Annotated in this window: 25 protein-coding genes; 12 read left to right on the forward strand and 13 right to left on the reverse strand. The window is 37.5% G+C overall.

Going from position 1 to position 23280, the window contains the following annotated elements:
- Positions 1-37: 37 nt before the first annotated feature.
- From ACE3RB_RS02450 to ACE3RB_RS02470, 5 genes are all read right to left on the reverse strand, one after another.
- On the reverse strand, positions 38-832 hold the full coding sequence (locus ACE3RB_RS02450) for a helix-turn-helix domain-containing protein (RefSeq protein WP_374462735.1): 795 nt from the start codon (positions 830-832) through the stop codon (positions 38-40).
- A gap of 68 nt (positions 833-900) precedes the next feature.
- Positions 901-1482 carry a nucleosidase gene (locus tag ACE3RB_RS02455; protein ID WP_374462736.1) on the reverse strand — a complete coding sequence of 194 codons (582 nt, stop codon included), beginning with the start codon at positions 1480-1482 and terminating at the stop codon, positions 901-903.
- 104 nt (positions 1483-1586) lie between these two features.
- Positions 1587-2288 (reverse strand): DsbA family protein, encoded by a 702-nt coding sequence (locus ACE3RB_RS02460; RefSeq protein ID WP_374462737.1) that lies wholly within the window; start codon positions 2286-2288, stop codon positions 1587-1589.
- 257 nt (positions 2289-2545) lie between these two features.
- On the reverse strand, positions 2546-3712 hold the full coding sequence (locus tag ACE3RB_RS02465; protein WP_374462738.1) for an MFS transporter: 1167 nt from the start codon (positions 3710-3712) through the stop codon (positions 2546-2548).
- A gap of 3 nt (positions 3713-3715) precedes the next feature.
- Positions 3716-4606, reverse strand: coding sequence for an alpha/beta hydrolase (locus ACE3RB_RS02470; protein WP_374462739.1), 891 nt, complete (start codon positions 4604-4606; stop codon positions 3716-3718).
- Between the two features lie 188 nt (positions 4607-4794).
- Between ACE3RB_RS02470 and ACE3RB_RS02475 the strand changes: the two genes are divergently transcribed.
- The gene (locus tag ACE3RB_RS02475) at positions 4795-5172 is read left to right on the forward strand and encodes a winged helix-turn-helix transcriptional regulator (protein WP_374462740.1); all 378 of its coding nucleotides are present in this window, start codon (positions 4795-4797) and stop codon (positions 5170-5172) included.
- Between the two features lie 104 nt (positions 5173-5276).
- Here the strand turns inward: ACE3RB_RS02475 and ACE3RB_RS02480 are convergent, their stop codons facing one another.
- Positions 5277-6473 carry an MFS transporter gene (locus ACE3RB_RS02480; RefSeq protein WP_374462741.1) on the reverse strand — a complete coding sequence of 399 codons (1197 nt, stop codon included), beginning with the start codon at positions 6471-6473 and terminating at the stop codon, positions 5277-5279.
- A gap of 243 nt (positions 6474-6716) precedes the next feature.
- Here ACE3RB_RS02480 and ACE3RB_RS02485 point away from each other — a divergent pair, with 243 nt between their 5' ends.
- A complete protein-coding gene (locus ACE3RB_RS02485) occupies positions 6717-7448 on the forward strand; it encodes an MBL fold metallo-hydrolase (RefSeq protein ID WP_374462742.1) in 732 nt (243 codons plus the stop codon).
- Between the two features lie 13 nt (positions 7449-7461).
- On the opposite strand, the gene ACE3RB_RS02490 is transcribed toward ACE3RB_RS02485, so the two are convergent.
- Positions 7462-7803 carry a helix-turn-helix transcriptional regulator gene (locus ACE3RB_RS02490; protein ID WP_374462743.1) on the reverse strand — a complete coding sequence of 114 codons (342 nt, stop codon included), beginning with the start codon at positions 7801-7803 and terminating at the stop codon, positions 7462-7464.
- Positions 7804-8383: 580 nt separating this feature from the next.
- On the opposite strand from ACE3RB_RS02490, the gene ACE3RB_RS02495 reads away from it, so the two are divergent.
- Positions 8384-8977, forward strand: coding sequence for a Crp/Fnr family transcriptional regulator (locus tag ACE3RB_RS02495; RefSeq protein ID WP_374462744.1), 594 nt, complete (start codon positions 8384-8386; stop codon positions 8975-8977).
- A gap of 59 nt (positions 8978-9036) precedes the next feature.
- Here the strand turns inward: ACE3RB_RS02495 and ACE3RB_RS02500 are convergent, their stop codons facing one another.
- On the reverse strand, positions 9037-9663 hold the full coding sequence (locus ACE3RB_RS02500) for a CatA-like O-acetyltransferase (RefSeq protein WP_374462745.1): 627 nt from the start codon (positions 9661-9663) through the stop codon (positions 9037-9039).
- Positions 9664-9865: 202 nt separating this feature from the next.
- On the opposite strand from ACE3RB_RS02500, the gene ACE3RB_RS02505 reads away from it, so the two are divergent.
- Together ACE3RB_RS02505 and ACE3RB_RS02510 are read left to right on the forward strand one after the other, a co-directional pair.
- On the forward strand, positions 9866-10717 hold the full coding sequence (locus ACE3RB_RS02505) for an NAD(P)-dependent oxidoreductase (protein ID WP_374462746.1): 852 nt from the start codon (positions 9866-9868) through the stop codon (positions 10715-10717).
- Position 10718: 1 nt separating this feature from the next.
- Positions 10719-11174, forward strand: a complete 456-nt coding sequence (locus ACE3RB_RS02510) for a PPC domain-containing DNA-binding protein (RefSeq protein WP_374462747.1) — start codon at positions 10719-10721, stop codon at positions 11172-11174.
- Positions 11175-11330: 156 nt separating this feature from the next.
- Here ACE3RB_RS02510 and ACE3RB_RS02515 read toward each other — a convergent pair whose 3' ends face one another.
- From ACE3RB_RS02515 to ACE3RB_RS02525, 3 genes are read right to left on the reverse strand one after another with little or no spacing between them, the layout of a single operon-like run.
- Positions 11331-12134 carry a helix-turn-helix domain-containing protein gene (locus ACE3RB_RS02515; RefSeq protein ID WP_374462748.1) on the reverse strand — a complete coding sequence of 268 codons (804 nt, stop codon included), beginning with the start codon at positions 12132-12134 and terminating at the stop codon, positions 11331-11333.
- Between the two features lie 18 nt (positions 12135-12152).
- Positions 12153-12554, reverse strand: coding sequence for a heme-binding protein (locus ACE3RB_RS02520; protein WP_374462749.1), 402 nt, complete (start codon positions 12552-12554; stop codon positions 12153-12155).
- A 4-nt stretch (positions 12555-12558) separates the two neighbouring features.
- Positions 12559-13347 carry an SDR family oxidoreductase gene (locus tag ACE3RB_RS02525; protein ID WP_374462751.1) on the reverse strand — a complete coding sequence of 263 codons (789 nt, stop codon included), beginning with the start codon at positions 13345-13347 and terminating at the stop codon, positions 12559-12561.
- Positions 13348-13540: 193 nt separating this feature from the next.
- On the opposite strand from ACE3RB_RS02525, the gene ACE3RB_RS02530 reads away from it, so the two are divergent.
- From ACE3RB_RS02530 to pdeM, 7 genes are all read left to right on the forward strand, one after another.
- A complete protein-coding gene (locus ACE3RB_RS02530; protein ID WP_374462752.1) occupies positions 13541-14986 on the forward strand; it encodes a S41 family peptidase in 1446 nt (481 codons plus the stop codon).
- A 128-nt stretch (positions 14987-15114) separates the two neighbouring features.
- Positions 15115-15402 carry a hypothetical protein gene (locus tag ACE3RB_RS02535; protein WP_374462753.1) on the forward strand — a complete coding sequence of 96 codons (288 nt, stop codon included), beginning with the start codon at positions 15115-15117 and terminating at the stop codon, positions 15400-15402.
- Positions 15309-16136: a DNA ligase-associated DEXH box helicase gene (locus tag ACE3RB_RS02540; RefSeq protein WP_374462754.1), complete on the forward strand. Its 828-nt coding sequence runs from the start codon at positions 15309-15311 to the stop codon at positions 16134-16136. The genes ACE3RB_RS02535 and ACE3RB_RS02540 overlap by 94 nt, the downstream gene beginning before the upstream one ends.
- Positions 16133-17713 carry an ATP-dependent DNA ligase gene (locus ACE3RB_RS02545; RefSeq protein ID WP_374462755.1) on the forward strand — a complete coding sequence of 527 codons (1581 nt, stop codon included), beginning with the start codon at positions 16133-16135 and terminating at the stop codon, positions 17711-17713. Before ACE3RB_RS02540 ends, ACE3RB_RS02545 begins: the two co-directional genes overlap by 4 nt.
- A 180-nt stretch (positions 17714-17893) precedes the next feature.
- A complete protein-coding gene (locus ACE3RB_RS02550; RefSeq protein ID WP_374462756.1) occupies positions 17894-20347 on the forward strand; it encodes a ligase-associated DNA damage response DEXH box helicase in 2454 nt (817 codons plus the stop codon).
- Positions 20348-20690: 343 nt separating this feature from the next.
- The gene (locus ACE3RB_RS02555; RefSeq protein ID WP_374462757.1) at positions 20691-21293 is read left to right on the forward strand and encodes a 2,3-diphosphoglycerate-dependent phosphoglycerate mutase; all 603 of its coding nucleotides are present in this window, start codon (positions 20691-20693) and stop codon (positions 21291-21293) included.
- 47 nt (positions 21294-21340) lie between these two features.
- On the forward strand, positions 21341-21985 hold the full coding sequence (gene pdeM / locus ACE3RB_RS02560; RefSeq protein WP_374462758.1) for a ligase-associated DNA damage response endonuclease PdeM: 645 nt from the start codon (positions 21341-21343) through the stop codon (positions 21983-21985).
- 87 nt (positions 21986-22072) lie between these two features.
- On the opposite strand, the gene ACE3RB_RS02565 is transcribed toward pdeM, so the two are convergent.
- Both ACE3RB_RS02565 and ACE3RB_RS02570 read right to left on the reverse strand, forming a co-directional pair.
- Complete coding sequence (locus ACE3RB_RS02565; RefSeq protein ID WP_374462759.1) at positions 22073-23002, reverse strand: MFS transporter; 930 nt, start codon at positions 23000-23002, stop codon at positions 22073-22075.
- 43 nt (positions 23003-23045) lie between these two features.
- Positions 23046-23279 carry a thioredoxin family protein gene (locus ACE3RB_RS02570; RefSeq protein WP_374462760.1) on the reverse strand — a complete coding sequence of 78 codons (234 nt, stop codon included), beginning with the start codon at positions 23277-23279 and terminating at the stop codon, positions 23046-23048.
- Position 23280: the final 1 nt, after the last annotated feature.

Raw genomic sequence — 23280 nt, forward strand, 5'->3', positions numbered from 1 at the left:
TTTCAATGAAGTCTGCGGGAATTGTAAAAATGGAAACTCAGATAAACAGCCAGATATTATTTTTCCCGGTATCTACATCATCAAAGAATTTTCCGGGATTTATTCTGGTAAGTTCTTTAAAATCTTTAATAAGATGGGACTGGTCATAAAACAGGTTTTCATAAGAAAGCTCTGTAAGGTTTCTGAAATTTCTGTTTGTGATCAGCACATTGCGGAACCGCTGGATTTTTCTGAATTCTGAAGCCGGTTTAGCAAGATAGCGCTTGGAAATCTTATTGACATACTGCCTTGTTATTTTGTTTTTGGCTGCAATTTCTTCAATGCTCAATTCGGTTTCAAAATCATTCAAAATTGTATAAGCCAACTGTAAATCTTTCTTTATGAACTTTGAAAGCCAGTAGTTTTCCAGCATTTCAATTTGTTTATTTCTGTCAGATTCTTTTAAAATAGCATTCATCGTTTCTTTAAAATCTGAAATATTAATTTCCTGCTGCAGTTCATCACTCTTACTGGCATCATAAAAATGATAAATTCCTAATGGTTTAAAGTAAACGGTAACTTCATTAACGGATTGCTGATAAAGAATTTCAGTTGGAACAGAGCATCTGAACACAAAATCAATCACAATATTCTCAGATAGCGACCTTCTGATTTCTACCCATCCTTTATTCTGAACAATAGAAACATCCTGACAGGCTGACACGATAAAATAATTATCAGGAAACGTGAGGTATCTGATTGGCTGATGACTGTCATCTTTTTCCACGAAATAATAGCCTTCAATATATTCTTTAAGAACGGAATGTGTAGGTTGATAAAAAGTGACTTTCATACTAAAGGATTGAAGGTAAAAAATAAACAGAAAACAAAATCCTGAATGGTGTTCAGGATTGTATTATTTTATGAAAACAGTATTTTTTTAAATGCTTCAGAAGCCAGATGTACCTGTACGCTCCAGTCGTCTGCGGCATCGCTTCCTGCATCATCAGAGATGTATTTCAGGCATAGAAACGGGATATTTTCCTTTTGCGCAATCAATGCCAGTGGATAGGCCTCCATGTCTACAATATTATAATCTGTTTCAGAGTGGTTCATTTCAAAACTGTCACCGCTACCGCAGATACCTTCTTTTAAGGTATCGATCTTAAGACCGTATTCCAGTACAGGAGGCACACCGGATAATGGAGTTTCATACAGTTTAAATCCAAGCCCTCTTACATCCATATCTCTCTGGATGAACTTTGTACAGCACACCACTTCCCCTTTATGAAATCCTTTGCTTCCTGCAGAACCTAAGTTGACAATCAGTTTAGGTTTTCTGGTATGAATTTCTTTGGTTAGTTCTATAGCAGCATTCACTTTTCCGATACCTGTAATTAATTTGTTTTTATCATCGAATACAGTTCCTGCCTCGGAATCTAATGCAAAAACGAATAGTGTATCATCAATTGAATATTGGGTTTCGTCGTTAATTTTTATCATTGAGAAATCAGATTTATACAGCTGTTTGTTGTTGTATGACAAAGATACGATACTCTATTAAATTAAAAACCCAAAAACAAATATTGTTTTGGGGTTCTCATATCTTAAATACTGCATCCGTCAGCATCGCATGCTGCTCCACTGCCACCGGAAAGATCCTTAAACGGGCTTACTGTTTCTTTATAAGTCTGCTGGAGTGCATTTTCAAATACTTCTGCAGGCTGGGCTCCGGAAACAGCATATTTACCATTCAGAACAAAGAAAGGAACTCCGGAAATCCCATTGTTTCTCGCTTCCTGAATATCCTGATTAACCTCATAAGCGAGCTGATCTGTAGTAACGGCTTCTCTGGCTTCATCTTTATCAATTCCAAGATTTTCTGCAAGAGCAATTAAAACTTCAGTATCACCTACATTTTTGCCGTCAATGAAATGGGCAATAAATAATGCCTCTTCCATTTCATTGGATTTGTTGTGTTTCTTAGCTAAATGAAGCAATTTGTGAGCGCTGAAAGTATTTGTAATCAAAGTTTTTCCGAAATTGAAATCAATCCCGGCTCCTTTTCCCATTTGGGTAACTTGCCCCAGCATTTGAGTAGCCTGAGCTTCAGCAACTCCTTTTTTCTCCCTGAAATATTGAATCGTATCCTGAGTTTTATTGGGATCTAAGGTTGGATCCAGCTGAAAACTCTTCCATTCCACTTCTACTTCATCCTTAAAAGGAAGTTTATTCAAAGCCTGCTCAAAATTATTTTTCCCGATATAGCAAAACGGACACATTACGTCCGACCATATTTCTATTTTCATTGTATGTAATTTTAAATCAAGAAACTGTTTAAACTTAAAAAAGATATTCAATATATATCAAAACCATTAAGAATTGATTTAAGAAATAAGTATAGTTAAGATGAATCATTCTGATTTTAAGCCTTAAGCGAAGCTTATCTTAATACTCTCAACAACTTAATACAATCTTAATGTTTCAAAAATAAAAATTTAAACAAGTTTCAAATTAATACCACAAAGTTACTATAATTTATTTAATGTAACAAAAATTATTACATTTAATTCTGACAGGTGATTAATGTTTGACTCCGTTTCTCTACAATTCTTTTTAAGATCATCATTAAAAATGCAAGAATGCCAAAAACAAGGCCAACCCAGGGTATGTATTCTACTCCTTTTGCTACAATAATCCAGCCTCCTATTGTGGTTCCCAGCGTTACTCCCAGATTTCCGAAAGAAGTGGCCAGACTGTTGGCAAATTCTAACGAATCAGGTGCAGAAGAGATCATATAAGTAGAAGCATTCAGGAAACTTGGTGAATACAAAAATCCCCAGATACCGATAACGGCAATAGTTCCCCATAAATTTCCGTCAGAAAAATATAAAAGAACCGGTACCAAAACGGTTCCCGAAAGAAAGAAAGCAGTGGTTCCTGCTACATTTTTATTAAGCATTTTACCTGCTATTCCATTGGCGGCAATACCAATCGTTCCAAAGAGAAGCAGCATATAGCTGACCATTGAAGTGTCCATTCCCTTGGCTTTATTCAGGTAGTCAGCAAAATAACTGTAGGTAGAAAACCAGGCTGTAATCATGAAAAAATTAGTAAGAGTGCTCAGGATAAATGGAGGCTGTTTCAATATTCTGACCTGATTTCCATAGGATTTCTTTTCTTTCACCGGCATTGGGGGAAGCATAAAATAGATGACACCCAGAGCGATCAAACTAACCACAGTCTGTATCATGAATGAATATTCCCAGGATGCAATTCCAGCAATCCATGTAGCAAAAGGAACGGTAGCTATCATAGCAATGGCTACTCCATTAAAAACAATTCCCATTAACTCGTTCTTTTTCCTTTGATCTGCCTGAGATATTGCTACGGATAATGCAGTCGCAATATAAACAGGCTGAAGAAAGGCGGGTAAAATTCTCACCAGCATCAATAGCCAGAAAGGAGGAGAAAAAGAAGATACAAACCCTGTCACCAGAAACATAAAAATAGCAGTGAGCATTATTTTTTTACGGTCAAAGCCTGACGTGAATAAAGTCATAAAAGGTCCTGTAAGTGCAATGATTAATGCAAAAGCACTCAACAGATACCCTGCCTGATCTATACTGATTTTATAGTGCTCTGCAATTTGCGGAAGAATTCCTATGACACCAAATTCTGTTGTAATCACGGCTATAAATCCCAGACAGCCTATATATGCATATTTCTTCATATCTTAAATGTTGGATTTAAAATTATGAGAGGCAAAAGCAGCTATTTCATCTACAACTGACTGTACTTCTTCCAACAGTTCTCCCATATGCATAAAACCGTGAACCATCTCTTTGTAAAAACTTATTGTAAGGTCAACGCCTGCATTTTTCATATTTTCAGAAAGCTTTTTCCCGTCATCGAGCAAAGGATCATGCTCTGCAAGAATAATAAAGGTAGGCGGCGTTTCTTTAAAATCTTTTACTAAAGCAGGAATTGCCAGCGGATTACTTTTCTCCTCTTCCGGAAGGTACCAGTTCCAGGCTTCTATACCTCCCTGTTTTGTAAGAACAGGCCCGTTTGCATAGGTTTCCCATGAACCTGAATTCAATTGGTTATCTACAGCTGGATAAATCAATACCTGAAATCTGATCTGTTTTCCTGACTGAACGGAAAATGCAGTTGACAAAGCTGCTCCCGCACTGTCTCCTATGATTCCTATTTTATCAGGATCAATTCCTAAAGACTCTGCATTTTTGATGGCCCATTCTATTCCGTCAGTACAGTCATTTAATCCTGCCGGAAAAGGATATTCAGGGGCAAGACGGTAATCTATAAAAATAATTACAGATCCGGTTTTATTGGCAAGCTTGCGGACTAATGTATCATGTGTTTCGTATCCTCCTGAGATAAACCAGCCTCCATGTATATAGATGATAGCCGGTGAGGGTTGAGTATTTTTCCCGGCAGGACGGTAAATCCGGACAGGAATCTGGTGGTTTTCCTTTTGAATAGCCAATTCTTCAATCAATGCTACTGATTCTTTTTTACCACCCAACTGTTGAGACATTGTTTCATAATATTTTCGTACCCCATCCAGAGAATTTTGAGGATTGAAAGGTTCTATTTTTTTCAAATGATTTAAAATCTGTGTTATTTTAGAAGTTAATTGCATTTTTATTTCAATTTTAATTATGATGATTTTTGCAGGGAATTTTAGCGCTATTGTCCCTTATTTTCTGCTTTGACGAACAAAATTAAATCTCAAACCTTACATTTGCATTGTATACAGCTAAATGTATGGTACAAACAAATTTGTAAGTAATGGGCAAGATAAAAGAAAATTCAACGAATAATATCAACAGACAGTATATACAGGAATGTGATCTGAGCTATGCAGTATGTAAAATCGGCGGACGATGGAAACTGATTATTTTGAATAAATTAAAAGACGGGAAATTACGTTTCAGCGAAATTAGAAATTCCATTTCCGGGATAACGGAAAGAATGCTTACTCTTCAGTTGAGAGAGCTGGAAAAAGAAAGTTTGGTAAAGAGAACCGTTCATGCAGAAGTTCCGCCAAGAGTTGATTATGAACTTACAGCGATTGCCAAAGACCTGATTCCGATCTGGAAACAGCTTGATGAATGGGGCGGAAAACACAGGGAAATGATGCTGGCACAGGAAATAATTAAGGAATAAAGATTAGAAAATCTGAAGATTTAAAAATTGAATAGATTCAAAAATAGAAGCGGGATTTTATCAAAGATAAAATCCCGCTTCTTAAACGAATCAGAAATAAACAGCTATATCTCTGCGTTTGCTTTATTTACTTTCTTTGAAAACAAAATATGTGCAATCAGGGCCAATACTCCAAATGCGGTTCCTACGAAGCATACACCACCCCATTGGGCCTTTTGCCATGCAATAGAAGCCAGCCAGGTTCCCAGTGATCCACCAATAAAGTAAGATACCATATAAACTGTATTCAGTCTGTTTACGGCATTGGATTTAAGTAAAAAATAATTAGTCTGGTTCATAATATGACTGGACTGTACTCCCAGATCTACAAGAATTACCCCAACGATAAGCCCCCAGTAGGTTTCTCCTGCAAAGTAGGTAAATCCCCAGCTTCCAATGACAATCAGCAAGGAATACAGTATAATCCGGTTAATATCAAGGTGTTTTTGCAGTTTCCCTACCTTTGCAGCCGCCAGAGCTCCTACAGCACCTGCCAGTCCAAAACTTCCCACTACAGAAGAACCTGCGTTGAAAGGCGGTTTCTCCATATGGAAAACCAATGTGGTAAACAAAGCACACATAGATCCGAAAGCCATTGCCCCACGGAAAGATGCCAGCTGAAGAACCGGCTGGGTTTTCGCAAGATGGGCAACAGAGCGCATAAGTTCTTTATAAGTTCCTTTAAAGTTCGGAGATAACTCAGGCAGCATTTTATAGACAGCCAGCCAAACCAGGATCATTAATCCTGCCGCGATACCGAACATAGCTCTCCAGCCCCATACTTCGCCAACAATTCCTCCGACAAAACGGGATAAAAGAATTCCCAGCAGCAGTCCTGACATTACCAGCCCGATATTGCCCGATTTTTCTTTATCTGATGAAAGTTCTGCAGCAATAGGTACAAAAAGTTGCGGAATAACAGACGTTGCACCAATCAGAAGGCTGGCAGCATACAGCATCCACAGCTGAGTGGCAAAAGTCATCCATAAAAGTGATCCGAAAACAAGAAATAAATCAATTAAAATCAGTTTTTTACGAAAGAATTTATCTCCCAATGGTACAATCAATAGTAATCCCAATGCATAACCAATCTGGGTAAGTACAGAAATTTTACTCGCTGAACTCTCAGGAATCTGAAGCTCTTCTGAAATGAGTGCCAGCAGCGGCTGGTTATAATAATTATTGGCAACTACAAGTCCGGAAATAATAGCCATAAGCCAGATGACCGTCCGGGAAATACCTTGGGTAGAACTCTCCTGCATTACGTATAAATTTTTATTTGAAATGAAACTATCTGACCGTTGATATCGCCAGATTTTTAAGAGATCAAAGATAATCATTAAAAAAAGAAATTCCCTGGTTTCCGGTTTTACATTTTTATAAATAAAGCAGGAAACTGCTGTAAGTAAAATGATTTCAATAAACTGCCGGATCATTGTTTTTATTGATGATGTATATCGATGAAAAACCTTTTACATATTGGAAATATTAAAGAAATTTGCAGCATGAAAATCATTCCACTTAAAGAAGGCAATTTTTCGGCAAGCAAAACCAAGGATTTTACACTTTTAACAGATGAAAACTTTGATCAGGTTGGAGGAATTAAAATGTCTGTACAGCCTTTTCTCATCATTACTGAAAATGATTATATTCTTCTGGATGCAGGGATTGGCTGGAAAAACGAGTCCGGGGCAACTGTAATCTCCGAAATTCTGGAAAAGGAAAATATTCATCCCGGGCAGATCACTAAATTATTACTTTCCCACGTTCACAAAGATCATATCGAAGGAGCGGTGACGCTTACGGATAATGGCTTTGAAGCAACTTTTCCCAATGCTCAGGTGTATATACAAAAACGGGAGCTGGATTTTGCTATGGAAAATAAGGGTAATCCTTCCTTTAATTTTGATATGCTGGAAAAATTGATTCAACTGCCTGATATCATCTGGATGAATGAAGATAAAGGACAGATTACAGATGAAATTTCATATGAAGTGGCAGGCGGACATACTCCTTTTATGCAGGTATTCTGGATCAGGGAAAATGAGGAAACGGTTTTCTATGGTGCCGATGACCTTCCACAGGCTTCTTATCTGAAGTATCATTTGGCTTATAAAAGTGATTTTGATGGCAGGAAAGCAATGGAATTAAGGCTTAAATGGGAAAAAGAAGCACAGGAAAACCATTGGAAAGTTCTTTTGTATCATGACCTGGATAAAGCCGTTATAGAATTTTAAATAAAAAAATGGTTTAAATTTCATTAAACCATTTGTAGATATCAAATTCCGAAGGAATATTGAGCTTTTTTCTTATCCTGTTTTTCCTGTTTTGTATGGCTTTGGGCGTTACAAAAATACAGGTTGCAATTTCCTTGGTGGTCATATTGAGCTTAAGATAGATACAAAAGATCAGTTCAGAGTTTTTTAACGAAGGCTGTATAGCTGATAACTTTTTAAAAAAATCAGGATAGACAAGTCTGAATTTATTCAGCAAGCGGGGAGAATTTGCTTTGGCAAGTGCCATAATTTCGTCTTGTACAAGAATTTTCTGATTCAAATCCTCTATATTCGGTTCAGTGTTTCTATTTTTCATAATACTTTCTCATCTCTACTTATTTCAGATACGGCATCTCTTGCGCATCAGTACAAAGTCTTTTTTTTCTCTGATATCTGTGTTTTGCTGATTAATATTGGAAACAGAATAGTTTTTATATATTTAAAATTTTATTGTTTTTAATTAATATAATATAATTTTTCATAGTTATGGATTGTAATTGTTGAATAAATATGTTAAAAAAATTCTACATATGAATTTTATATCATTTTTACATTGGCAAAGAAAGAAAAAATGATTAAAATTTTGTTAAAACCGCGTACCACATAGATACCACGTTATTTTTTCAGCAAAATATCATAACAGCTTTTATCAGCCAGTTTCCCATTATTTACAATATTGCCTTTTAATGGGGTGTAAATGTAGCGGATTACCATTATTACTTTTTATGATCTCAATCAATATCCTTTAAAAGAAATATCCAAAAAAAGGTGATTATGTGTGGTATATGAATGGTACCACGTTATTCAAAAAATAAATAAAATCCATGTTCCTTTATTTTAAGAAAGTTTTAAACAAGAATAGTATGAATGTTTATTTAAAAATAGTAAAATAGAATATGATCACTGAAAGTTTATTGATTTCATTTGGAGCCGAAATTAAAGATTATAAGGCAGAAGATATTATTTTCCGTGAAGAAGAGTCTCCAATGTATTATTATCAGATTGAAAAAGGGAAAATTAAACTCAATAATTATACGGAAGACGGAAAAGAATTTATTCAGAATATATTCTCAGACGGTCAAAGCTTTGGAGAATCCCTGTTGTTTGTAAACAGACCATACCCTATGAATGCCGTTGCAATGGAAGATTCAAGTGTATTCAGAATACCAAGACAGAATTTTCTGGATCTGATCCGGAATAATCCCGAAGTTTCTTTAAGTGTCTATGAATGCCTCGCGGAAAGGATGTATTATAAATATATTATGTTGTATAATCTTTCTTTTCAGAATCCCGTATCCAAGCTGAAATTGCTTATGGATTATCTGAAAAGTTACCATGAGGAAAAAACACCCTATTCTTTCCAGGTTCCGCTTACCCGGCAGCAGCTTGCTTCACTTACCGGATTACGGGTAGAAACAGTGATAAGAACCATCAAACAGATGGAAAAGGATCAGATGGTAAAAATAGAACGCCGGAAGATCTATTATTAAATAAAAGCCGGATTATTCCGGCTTTTACTATATTTTATCTGGCAGTGTTCTGCCCGCTCCTACTGATCAAGCTGTCTTTGAAATTCTTCCAGGTATCTGGCAATATGAATCCCGTCTGCCAATCCGTGGTGTGCCTCAACAGAAACCGGAAGGTATTTTCTGCCGTCACGGATATTAAATCTTCCAAAAGCAACTTTAGGAACTGATTCCTTCGTATTAAAATCAGTAGGCTGCAATATAGCACTGAAAGAGTTCCATGGAATGGTGGTATGTCTTACATGATCTTTTCCCAGTCTTTCATTGCTTAGTCTCAGTCCCGAAGTCTGGTGAACCCCTTTTATTTCCTCCTGCAAAGCAGCATTAAACGTTTCAAAATCTTCTGAATAATGAGTAAAAGAAAAACCAAAAGTACCATCCGGTCTCCCGATTGTGCTGCCGGCATGAACCGTATCAAACTGTACAACCTGTCCGTCAACGATTCTGAGTTTTAATTCATCAACTGTATTGATTGCCACCATAGACTTATGAAAATAGTAGGCAAAAAAAGAATATCCTTTTTCTTTGGCTGTTTCATATGCTTTTGTACAGTCTACTTCTGTTGTAAATCCGAAATAAGGACTTGCCATATTAGAGAAAAATTCAAAATGTTCTTTCCTGTTCCAGTTATCTATGTCTACAATCTTCATTAATTCTTATTTTGTACAAATCTCTGAAAGTTTCTCCGGTTTAAAAAATTTATGACTGAAAATATAATTAAAACTTAACTTTACAAGACCGTGATTTGGTAGGCATTTTGCAGCAAAATAATGTATTTGCAACACTTATTGTACGTAACTCCTTTTTCATTCAGGAGATGACTTTAATCTAATTATTAATAAAATATAAAATATGGCAATGGAAAAAATCGGATTCATCGGATTAGGAAATATGGGACATCCTATGGCCAAAAACCTTGAGAAAGCAGGCTTTCAGTTATCTGTTTATAACAGATCTCCTGAAAAAACCAGAGACTTTGAAGAAAAATCATCCGTCTGCACCCAGATTGAAGAGTTGGTACAGAACAGCGATATCATATTCACTATGCTTACCAATGACAGTGCTGTAAAAGCAGTTTATGAGGAAATCATCCCTTTAAATATTCAGGGAAAACTTTTTGTAGATATGAGTACCATTTCTCCGGAAGCATCCAAAGAAACAGCCGGATCTTTGGAAACAAAAGGAGCTTCTTTTATTGACGCTCCTGTAGCAGGAAGCACTATGCCTGCAAAGGAAGGAACACTCATTATTATGGCAGGAGGTGAAGAAAAAGACATCAGGCGAGCCATGCCCTATCTTTTAAAAATGGGAAAATCTGTAAAACATTTGGGGGAAAATGGAAAAGGCATCGCAGGAAAACTATCCATCAATTATTTTCTGTCTGCCATTTATCAGGGATTGGCGGAAACTGTATTACTGTCCGGGAAATTAGGAATTGAACGGTCCGATATGCTTGAGATAATCAATGAAAGTGCCAGCGGAAGCGGTGCAACAAAGGTAAAAACACCTCTGCTGATTGCGGACGAGTATACCCCGGCATTTGCTCTTGATCTTATGCTCAAAGACATTCTTCTGGCTAAAAATGCCGGTGCTGATTTTCCTTTATCCGAAGCATTGATTCAAACGTATCAAAATGCACATGACAAAGGTTTTGGTCAGGATGACGTGATAGGAATCATCAATTATTTAAAAACAACAGAATAATATGGAGATCATCAATTATAAAGGAAAACATTGGTCTGCAAGAAAAACAGGTCATATTTATATAGTAAGTATTGACAATCATTCCAATATTGTAGAGACGCTAACGGATTTTATCCGGGACCAGAAAATTCAGGCAGGAGAAGTAACAGGAATTGGAGCGGTGAGTGAAGCCACACTCCGTTTCTTTAATCCGGCTACTAAAAAATATGTGGATAAAGCTTTTAAAGAACAGATGGAAGTCACCAATATTTCCGGAAATGTTTCGGAAATAGAAGGAAAATTGACGCTTCACCTTCATATTACGCTGGGTAGAGAAGATTACACCGCTTTGGCAGGACACCTTTTAGAAGCAAAAATTCAGGGAGCCGCAGAATTTATTTTCTATCCATTGAATACCAGAGTGGTAAAAATTAAAAACGAAGAAACGGGGATCAATCTTTATGATTTTGAAAAATAGAGTGCTGGCAACTGTTGATTGTTTATTGATGGTAGATGCTGTATTTAAATTTCAAGCTTTTGAAAATGCAAAGACACAAGATTTAGTTCCTGTGCCTTTGTTCTTTTTATCAGCAGCCATACTTATGCCCGAGTTTGTGTTTTTTAGCGGACTACATTAAATTTCAGTAGTGGTCATCCCGAATTTCTTTTTGAACGAAGAATAAAAGTGCGATAAATTCTCAAAACCCAGATCAAGATAAATATCTGAAGATTTTTTATCCCTGTTTTTTATTAAATAATAAGCTTCCTTCAATCTTTTTTCTTTCAGCCATTGTTTGGGCGTCATCTGAAATGTTTTACTGAAATCTCTCTTAAACCCTGAAAGACTGCGGCCTGTAAGCTTTGCAAAAGTACCAACCGACACATTGAACATAAAATTTCTGTTCATAAATTCTTCAAGATCAATTTTATGAGGTTCTGAGAAATCAAAAAGAAGATTTTTAAAATCAGGATTACTCAGTAAAAGCAGCTCTATAGCTTCCTTTACTTTTAAAATGGCCAGTTTTGGAGGTATCTCCTTTGTCTTATTGATATAGGGAATAAGAGAAGTAAAATAGCTATTAAAAAAATCATCAGGTTCAAAAAATAATCGTTGATCTCCTGGAAATCCGGTTTGTACCTTTATTTTGTTTTCAGCAGCATAGTGTCTCAATGTCTCATCGTCAAGTGTGATGGATACAAACTGATATTTCTCCCTGGCTGAAGGATATTTGACCGTTCTGATCAGCTGGTTTTTCCTGACGAGAACTACTGTATTTTCCTTAATCACTGTTTTTCCGTGTTCATGAAAAGCATGCGTTTCCCCGGAGATCTGAAATCCCAGAAAATAGTCAGGGATGAATTCTTCATGACCTCTGTAAGATTCAAAAGCACATGAATAAACCAGTTTGTCAAATATGATCTCCGTAGTGTTTTCCATAATGCAAATATCTGAAATTTAAGCAATAGCCTCCGCTCCAGCTTCTGCTATTTCCTTATCCTGTTCCGGAGTTCCTCCTGAAGAACCTATGGCACCAATAATCTTTCCGGCTGTATTTTTTATGACAACACCCCCTGCAATTGTCAGAAGTCCTTCATTTGAGTTCAGCATTCCATAACCATGAATACCTGTTTCAGAGATAATTTCTCCTATTATATCACTGTTCACTCCAAACATCACTGCCGTTTTTGCTTTTTTAACAGCAAAATCCATCACTCCGCAGACACTGTCCAGTCTTGCCAATGCAACAAGATGACCTCCGGCATCCATCACAGCAATACTTACAGGAATATTCATAGATAATGCCCTTTCCTTTGCTGCATTTAAAGCCTTTTCAGCAAGTTCATAATTCATTTCCATAGGATTAGCTTTTTGTGTTCCACGCCTCCGCCTGAAGTTGTTTTACAAAATCCTCAGTTTCTTTCGGATGGACATTTCTGAAATTACAATGGTCATCTAAAGCTACATTTACAGTCACTTCAGCCATAGACTGCGGATCAAGTTGATGTGCTAACGATTCAGCAGCACCGTCAAATGCAGATTCCGGTGTAAAATTAATTTTAGGATCATACCAATGGAAGATAGAATCTACACCCCTGTCATTAAATCCAGTTCCGAATACACCCGGATTGCAGGTTGCAATTTTAATATTAAACGGAGCGAGTTCGGTTCTTAGCCCTTCAGCAATAGATTCCAGCGCATGTTTGGAAGAACAATAAGCTGCAACATAAGGAACAGTCCACAACCCTCCCATTGAGGAAGTAAAAACAATCTTACCACTCTTCTTTTCAACAAACTTTCTGATGAAACCCTGCGCAAGATTCAATGCCCCAAACACATTCACTTCAAACATAGCACGGATAATATCTACCGGCTGTTCAGCAATGGGACCGCCTTCCATAATTCCTGCGTTGCTGATTAAGATATCTATTTCATACTTTTTCAGGATATAATCAATATCTCTTTGGCTGGTTACATCCAGCTTATCCACTGTAAGATCAATTCCCTGTTCCTTAGCCTCGCGGATTAAATTACTCATTTGAGGATAAACCTGCGCAGTGGCAATTACCTTATGTCCTTTTTTAGCAAGATCAAAAGCAGCAATCTTTCCGAACCCACTTGCTGCACCTGTAATTAAAATTGTTTTACTCATTGTATTCTTTTTTAATGATGATACAAATTTCAAAGATTTTCACAAGGGTAATATTGCTTGCAAGCTCATTTTTATATTGCTGGAAAGTTCATAAAAACGAACAGAGGATGAATAGTTTTCTGAATAAGTCTCCTTTTATATCATAAAAAAATATATTTATCGTTAGATTTGTAATATAAACTAAAACCAGTATATGCTTAAAATTAAAACGCTTCTTTTAATTTTTATCTCTTCTTCTTTCAGCTTTGCTCAGAATTGTAATTGTGAAAGTAATTATCAGTGGGTAAAAAAGACATTTGAGGAAAATGATGCCGGCTATCAATATGTGATTGATCAAAAGGGAATTCCGGCTTATCAGGCTCATAGCAATGAATTTCTGAACAAAATCAAAAATGTAAAATCAGATACTGAATGCCAGCAAATCATTTATGACTGGCTTAAATTCTTCAGATCCGGCCATTTTTCAATCTCAAAAATTGACAATGCCAGTCAGCAAAATCCGCCTGCAGCTGTTGAAAATATAAAAACAGAAATGGTGAAAGTTGATCTTGAAAAATTTAAAAATGAAGTTCTGACTAAGAAAGATTCGGATATTGAAGGGATCTGGGGAACCGGGCCCTACACGATAGGAATCAAGAAATTTGGCGATAGTTATAAGGGTTTTATCATTACATCCGGAGCAGAAAATTGGAAACCTTATGAACTGAAACTGGTTATTAAAGCTGATAAAACCACAGGAACCTTTTATTTGAGAAACAAATCAGCCCAGGAAATAAACAACATAAGGTTAATTGGAAAAAATTATCTTGGGTTGGGTGAGTTTACCCTGAAAAGAATTTCACCCCAATTTGAAAAAGAAGAAAGCGTTGAAACATACTTTGAAACAATAAAAGCAGAAAAACCTTTCCTGAAAGTGCTTAACAAAACCACACTGCTTTTAAGAGTTCCATCTTTCAACGGCGCTTTAAAAAAAGATATAGACAGTGTTATTGCAGCCAATCAATCTAAAATTGAAAGCACAGAAAATCTGATTATTGATATCAGAAATAATGGCGGCGGCAGTGACAGTAGTTTTGATAAAATTATCCCCTATCTCTATACCAACCCTATCAGAAGTATCAGGACACAGTTTTATTCTACGAAACTGAATAATCAGCGAATGCTGGATCTGTATGAAAATTACCAGAAATATGGAATACCGGAGGAAGAAAGAGAATATCTGAAGAAGGCCTATGATAAACTCACGAGGAACTTAGGCAAGTTTGTCAGCCTTCAGGACGATGGAAATATAGTAGGTATCAACAAGCTTGATAAAATTTCGCCTTATCCGGAAAATGTGGGAATTATCATCAATGATGGTAATGGCAGTACTGCCGAAGAGTTTTTACTGGCTGCCAAGCAGAGCAAAAAAGTGAAGCTTTTCGGGACAACGACAGCGGGAGTTCTTGATATTTCCAATATGTATTTTATTAATTCACCCTGTAACGAATTAAAATTAGGGTATTCTCTTTCTAAAAGTTTCTGCATTCCGGAAATGGCCATTGACGGAAAAGGGATTCAGCCGGATTATTACATAGACAGAACAATCCCTGATTATCAATGGATTGATTATGTATATGAAGTTCTTAATGAAAAATAAAATAAAAGGCTGTTTCGAACCGAAGCAGCTTTTTTTAAGCTCTTTCCATACTTTCAATGATTAAAAATAAACAGTTTGTTGTATATTGGTTAAGTTTTTGAAGCTACTCTACAAAACCAGTCACACCGTTGAAATTAATCACATTTACAAAAAAAGGAATTTACTGTCCGCAGGGAAAATTTTATATAGACCCCTGGCGACCGGTAGATATGGCGATCATTACCCATGGCCATGCTGATCATGCCCGCTGGGGAATGAAAAAATACCTGTGCCATCATTTCACAAAACCTATTCTTCATCAGAGAATCGGAACAGATATCGAATGCCAGAGCGTAGAATACGGAGAGGTTGTTACTATCAATGGGGTAAGCTTTCCCTTCATCCTGCCGGACATATTATCGGGTCTGCTCAGATAAGACTTGAGTATAAAGGATATGTAACCGTAATTTCGGGGGATTATAAAGTTCAGAATGATGGACTCAGCACCCCTTTCGAGCTGGTAAAATGTAATGAATTTGTGACGGAAAGTACTTTTGGCCTGCCCATTTACAACTGGCTCGAAGTTCCGGATTTAAATAAAAAACTTCAGAACTGGGTACTGAAAAATAAAGAAAACAATAAAACATCAGTCTTCATCGGGTATTCTCTTGGGAAAGCCCAGCGTATTATGAATGCGGTGGAAGAACTGGGAAAAATATATGTCCACTATTCCATTGGAAAATTGAATGAAGCCTTTGAAACTGTGGGAATTGATCTTCCGGATTATACGATTGCAGATTTCAGGGAACGTCCCAAGGAAGTGCAGCATGAAATTGTCATTGTACCACCTGCCTTACTGGACAGTAATATCATCAAAAAGATTCCCGATCCTGCTACAGCCATATGCTCAGGCTGGATGCAGGTGCGAGGTGCCAGAAGATGGCGGAGTGCAGATGCTGGATTTGCCATGAGCGACCATGCTGACTGGAAAGGATTATTACAGACTGTAAAAGCCACCGAAGCCGAGCTTGTACATGTTACCCACGGGCAGACAGAAGTCTTTTCAAAATACCTGAATGAGATCGGAGTCAAAGCAGATGTTGTGGAAACATTGTTTGGGGACGAAGAAGAAGAATCCGAAAAAGAAACCCTTCAAACCCCGGAATCATGAGACACTTTGCAGAACTTATCAATGCGTTGGAAACCACTAATAAGACCAACGCTAAAATTGATGCTATCATTGATTATCTGGAGCGCGCTCCTGATGAAGATAAAGTATGGTTTATTGCCTTGTTTACCGGAAAAAGACCCAAGAGAAATGTGAATACCAATTACATGAAAGAATGGGCACTGGAGATTACGCAGCTTCCCTACTGGCTGTTTCAGGAGTCTTATTCTTCTGTTGGAGATCTTGGGGAAACCTTATCATTGATACTGCCTCCCCCGCAGGAAAAAATCGAGCGTTCTTTATCAGAATGGATGAATGATATTGTTAATTTAAAAAGCAAAACAGATACAGAGAAAAAAGAATTTGTACTGCAGTCATGGAATGGCCTGGATTATACCGAGCGTTTGATTTTCAATAAATTAATTGGCGGAAGCTTCCGTATCGGAGTATCAGATAAAACATTAATCAATGCGCTGACCAGATTTTCCGGTCAGGAATCCAGTACTTTGATGCACAGCCTGATGGGAAAATGGCTGCCGGATGAAGTGTCTTTCAAAGAACTTATTGATGCAGAAAATGTTAATCCTGATAATTCAAAACCTTATCCTTTCTGCCTCGCCTATCCTCTGGAAAAAGAACCGGAAGAGCTGGGAAATCCTGATGAATGGCTGGTAGAATATAAATGGGACGGAATACGCGGACAGATCATACGGAGAAACGATGAAGTCTTCATCTGGTCAAGAGGTGAAGAACTTGTGACAGAACAATTTCCGGAAATCAGAGAAGTTGTACAGGAAATGAAAGGCAACTTTGTATTGGACGGAGAAATATTGGCCGTAAAAGACGGTAAAGTTTTAAATTTTAATGAATTACAAAAAAGATTAAACAGAAAAACTTTAACTAAAAAAATGCTGTCGGAAATCCCGATTGAAGTTTTTGCCTATGATCTGCTGGAACTTGAAGATAATGATCTGAGAGAGAAACCGATCTCTGCAAGACGAGCTTTGCTTGAAGAACTGTTATTGAATGAAAATCCTCAGAACATCAGCATTTCCAAAAGCCTGGAGTTTGAAAAATGGGAAGAATTGAACACCCTCAGGGAAAATTCACGGGAAGTAAACAGTGAAGGTTTGATGCTGAAGCAAAAAAATTCTCCATACCATTCCGGCCGGAAAAAAGGTGACTGGTGGAAGTGGAAAATCAATCCGTTTACCATTGATGCAGTGCTTATTTATGCCCAGAAAGGAAGCGGAAGACGAAGTGCTTACTATACTGATTATACTTTTGCCGTGAAAAATGGTGATGCTTTAGTAACCATAGCCAAAGCTTATTCCGGACTTACAGATAAAGAAATTATGGAAGTAAGCCGCTTTGTAACCAAAAATGCTATTGAGAAATTCGGTCCTGTAAGAACGGTAAAAGCAGAGCTGGTCTTCGAAATTGCTTTTGAGGGAATTGGTTTCAGCAACCGCCATAAAAGCGGTGTGGCGCTCCGTTTCCCGAGGATTGTAAGATGGCGGAAAGATAAAACAGTAGATGAAATTGATACTCTAGAAGAAATTAAAAAATTAATACAATAATAGTGTAACGCAATGACGCAAGGTTTTTTTAAATTATTAGTAATATTTCGTTCGCAAAGGCACTACGTTCAGCGATAGTGAAATATTGACTTTGCTGAGTGAAACGCCCTTGCGATCGAAAATTAAACAATATCACATAAAATCTTAGCGCCTTTTGCGTTAAAAGTAAATCAGATTAAATTGGCAGTTTTCGAACATACAGACGGATTTAAGATCATTCAGCAATGGATGAGCGATAAAGGTATTGCCCCTTTTAAATTCCAGCTTGAAACCTGGAAAAAATTCGGAAACGGATACAGCGGAATGGTTGTAGCTCCTACCGGATTCGGGAAAACTTTTTCTGTTTTTTTAGCACTGGTTTCAGACTTCCTGAATCATCCCGAACAATACAAAAAAGGGTTGAAAATGATCTGGATAACGCCGCTCCGTTCCCTTTCCAAAGACATTGCAAAAGCGATGCAGGAAGCTATTGATGAAATCGGACTGGATTGGGCCGTAGGTGTAAGAAACGGAGATACTGATCCCAAAGTAAGACAGCAGCAGGTAAAAAAAATGCCTGAAATTCTTGTTGTAACTCCTGAAAGTCTTCATTTGCTCCTGGCTCAGAAAAACAATGAAGCTTTTTTCAGGGATATGAAATGTGTGGCTGTGGATGAATGGCATGAATTACTGGGTTCAAAGCGTGGTGTCATGGTAGAACTTGCCATTTCCCAGCTCAGAAAATACGTTCCGAAGGTTAAGATCTGGGGAATTACCGCCACGATCGGGAATCTGGACGAAGCCATGGAAGTGCTTATTCCTTATGATATTAAAAAGACAAAGATTACGGCCAAAGAACATAAGAAAATAGATATTCTGCCTGTTTTCCCGGACGAAATTGAAATATTGCCGTGGGCAGGACATCTGGGAAACAAGCTTGCAGATAAGGTCGTTCCGATTATTCTCGGATCAAAATCCACAATTGTGTTTACGAATACGAGAAGCCAGAGTGAAATGTGGTATCAGCTTCTTTTGGATGCACATCCTGATTTTGCCGGCCAGATCGCCATCCATCACAGTTCCATTGACGCTCATCTGAGAATATGGATTGAGGAAAACTTAAGTTCCGGAAAATTAAAAGCTGTGGTTTCTACATCCTCTCTCGATCTAGGGATTGATTTTAAGCCTGTCGACACCGTTATTCAGGTAGGATCTGCCAAAGGAGTTGCGCGGTTTTTGCAGAGAGCCGGACGCAGCGGGCATTCCCCTTTTGAAACCTCAAAAATATATTGTGTTCCTACGCACTCTCTGGAGCTGATTGAAGTTTCAGCATTAAAAGAAGCGGTAAAACAGAAAGTTGTTGAGCCCAGGGAACCCCAGGTTCTGTGCTTCGATGTATTGGTTCAGTTTCTGATGACTTTGGCTGTAGGAGATGGTTTTTATCCTGATGAACTTTACGAAAGAATCAGAAAAGTATATGCATTTCAGGAAATACTGGATGAAGAATGGAAAAGTATCCTGGAATTCCTTACCATCGGCGGAAGTGTTTTAAAAAGCTATGAGGAATTCCATAAGGTTGTCATTATGGAAGATGGGCTTTATAAAGTAACTTCAAGAAAAATTGCCATGCTTCACAGGATGAATATGGGAGTGATCGTAAGCGATGCCATGCTGAAAGTGAAATTTATTTCCGGGGGTTATATTGGGATGATTGAAGAATATTTTATTTCAAAACTAAAAAAAGAGGAAAAATTTATTCTTGCAGGAAGAACGCTGGAAGTCGCCATGATCAAAGATATGACGGTCTATGTAAGAGCTGCCAAAGGAAAGGCTCTGGTGCCAAGCTATCTGGGAGGAAGACTTCCTTTAAGTTCCAATCTGGGACATTTTTTAAGAGAAAAGCTTTCCCATGCCTTAAATCCTAAAGCATCAGAAAAGGAACTTAAATTTCTTCATTCTTTATTAATTAACCAGGAAAAAAACTCCCACATTCCCAAGGAAGATGAATTCCTGGTGGAAATGATTAAAAACCGTGAAGGATACCATTTGTTTATGTATCCTTTTGAAGGGCGGCTGGTACATGAAGTAATGGCTGCATTAATTGCTTACCGTATCTCAAAGCTGGCACCTATTTCCTTTTCGATGGCAATGAATGATTATGGATTTGAATTATTCAGTGATAAGGAAATTCCGCTTAATGAAGAAAATCTGCAGCAGATCCTAACCCGTGATAATCTGATGAATGATGTGATTGCCAGTATTAATTCTGCCGAAATGGCCAGGAGAAAATTCCGGGATATTGCCGTAATATCAGGAATGGTGATTCAAAATTATGCAGGACAGCAGCGCTCCAACAAATCGTTACAAAGTTCAGCCGGATTAATTTTTAAAGTGCTGGAAGACCATGATCCCGGTCATTTTTTAATAAAGCAGGCCTATACGGAAGTCTTTAATATGCAGCTTCAGGAACAACGTCTTGTAGAAGCTTTTAAAAGGATTGAAAAGTCTGAAATTATTTTAAAACATTCCCGTTCCTTTACTCCGCTCAGCTTCCCGATTAAAGTGGATAGTTTGAGGCAGACCCTTTCCAGTGAAGGTCTGGATGCAAGGATTAAAAGGATGCTGAAACTCTCTGATATAAGTGATCTTTTATAATCAATTAATGTGTTTTCTGTAAGACCAGATATGCCGATGAATATTTGTTTATCGCAAAGACGCAAAAATTGATAATAATAACGTTTTAAGACGCAAAGATTTTATCTCCGATAATTTAGTCACGTTAATCTTGCTGAAAATCTTTGATTTTCTTGCGCCTTAAATAAAAATAGATAATATAAAATTTGCGCCTTTGCGAGATTCTAAAATTTATAATCAAATAAAAAACCTGTCTTTTTAATCTTATTCATAGCCTAATATTCTGCGTTAATTTTATTGATAATTTTAAATAATCACCGTAACTTAGAGTATAGCTTCTCAGAAGTTTAAATAAATGTAAATAATGGAAAAATTATTCTTGGTCCGTCACGGACAGTCACTCTGGAACCTTGAAAACAGGTTTACAGGCTGGAAAGATATCGATATAACAGAAGCCGGTATTGAAGAGGCAAAAAAAGCAGGACTTGCTTTAAAAGGAGAAAGAATAGATATCGCTTTCACTTCTGCCCTCATCAGGGCACAGCATACACTCTCTATCATTCTGAATGAAATAGGAAATCCCAATATCCCGGTTGTAAAAGATAAAGCTCTAAACGAACGTTCTTACGGAAACCTTGAAGGGCTAAACAAAGCAGAAACAGCACTTAAGTATGGTGATGAGCAGGTTCATATCTGGCGCAGATCGTATGATGTGGTTCCTCCGGGAGGTGAAAGCCTTAAGGATACGTACAACAGGGTCATTCCTTATTTTGAAAAACAAATAAGGCCATTATTAAAACAGGGTGAAAATGTATTGATCGTTGCGCATGGGAATAGCCTCCGTGCCCTGATCATGTATCTGGAACATCTTTCTCCTGAAGAAATTCTGGAGAGAGAAATTGCGACAGGCTTTCCTCTGACGTATGTTTTTGATGAAAAATTTCACGTAAGCCGGAAAGTAAGCTGATTCGATTAATAAAGCTTACCTTTGAACATTAAATCAATTCATACAGCGTGTTTATAGCTACCAAAAGCATTCCTATTCAGAACGAAATTTTTATCCTTACCAATCAGCGTGCTGCATTCTGGGAAAAAGAAAAAGCACTTGTTCTTTCTGATCTTCACATCGGGAAAACTGCTCATTTCCGGAAAAACGGCATTGCACTGGCTAATCATATTATGAAAAGCGATCTGGAAAGATTATCTGCGCTGATTGAGTTTTTTCAGCCTGAAAAATTTGTTGTGGTCGGGGATTTACTCCACGCAGGAGACAATTCTGATGTTGATGAGTTCTGTACATGGAAATCCCGATATCCGGAAATACAATTCTATCTTATTGAAGGAAATCATGACCGGATATCACAAGCTTTGGAAGAAAAATTATGTTTCAGTCATAAGTCTGAACTGCTTGAGATAGGAGACATTACTTTTATTCATGATTTTGATACAACAAGACCAGGATTTCAGGTTACCGGACATATTCATCCCGGAATTGTACTGAATTCTCCGGTAAGGAATATCAGGCTCCCCTGCTTTGCTCTCAGCAGCAACCAGTTATTATTACCGGCTTTTAGTGAATTCACCGGACTGGATACGAAAAACCTGCCTAAGAAAAGTACCTTTTTTGTATTTACAGATGCGGAGATTTATGAAATCTGATCTTTTACTTATCTCTGACAATATATCCGTGCCAAGGTTTTAAGCCTTAACACGGATGATACATCAGATAAAATTATTAGTAAAATATTAATCTTTCTTACTCAAACGGATACTGTACAGTGTGATCAGTACGGTAATTACCAGAAATAATGCTCCGATCCATGGTGTGCTTGCTAATCCTAAGGATGATGTTACAATAATTCCTCCTGCATAGGATCCGATGGCAATACCAATATTAAATGCTGCAATATTGATCCCTGAAGCGACATCCTCGGTTCCGGGAAGTTCCTTTTCCGCAATCTGTACGACCAACAGCTGCAATCCGGGAACAGAAACAAATGATAATGCTCCCAGAAGAAAAAGCGTAATGATGCTTAAAACAGGGCTGCTTACCGTAAAGTAAAACGCAAATAATACCAATCCCTGAGCCGCAAACATCCATAAAAGTGCCTTAAGAGGGTTTTTATTGGCTACCTTTCCACCAAGAAGATTTCCAAAAGCAATAGCAATTCCGTAGATCAGCAGGATAAAAGTAACTGTTGATTCCTGAAAACCTGTGATTTTCTGCAAAATGGGTGACAGATAAGTAAAAACTACAAATGTTCCTCCATATCCCATCGCTGTCATTAAAAAGGCAAAAATCAAACGTTTGTTTCCCAGTACTTTAAACTGGCTTTTTAGAGAAGCTGATTTCCCGTTTTTCAGGTTGTTGGGAACCAGCAATAAGCTGGCCGCTAATCCAATGATTCCCAGTATGGAAACTCCTATAAAAGTTGCTCTCCATCCGAAATGCTGCCCTATGAAGGTACCCAGCGGAACCCCCGTTACAATTGCCAGTGTGAGCCCGGCAAACATAATGGAAATAGCAGTAGCCCTCTTTTCTTCAGGCACCAGAGAAGCCGCAATGGTAGAGCCTATGGAAAAGTAAACCCCATGAGCAAAACCCGTAAGTATTCTTGCCAGCACTAAAGTTATAAATCCGGGCGCTATGTCACAGATTTTATTGCGGAAAAACAAAAACGGCTCAAGAAATTGAGCCGTTTATACAAGATTAATAATGTTAATTTTTCACATCTTCTATAGATGCTCCAAAATTAATATGAAGGACATTACCGTTCGGCGTTACTAAAGCCGGTACAGATTTTACTCCTGCATGTTCAGCCTCTTCAATTTTGTTTTTATCATTTCCCAAATGGATGATTTCAATATTTTCCAAACCTATAAGATTAATGATATCATGCTCTGCGCTGATGCAGACCGGACATCCGGCATGATAAAAAATGGATTTTTTCATA

Origin of the sequence: Chryseobacterium sp. (genome assembly GCF_041914225.1) — a bacterium.
In the GTDB taxonomy this organism is placed as follows: domain Bacteria; phylum Bacteroidota; class Bacteroidia; order Flavobacteriales; family Weeksellaceae; genus Chryseobacterium.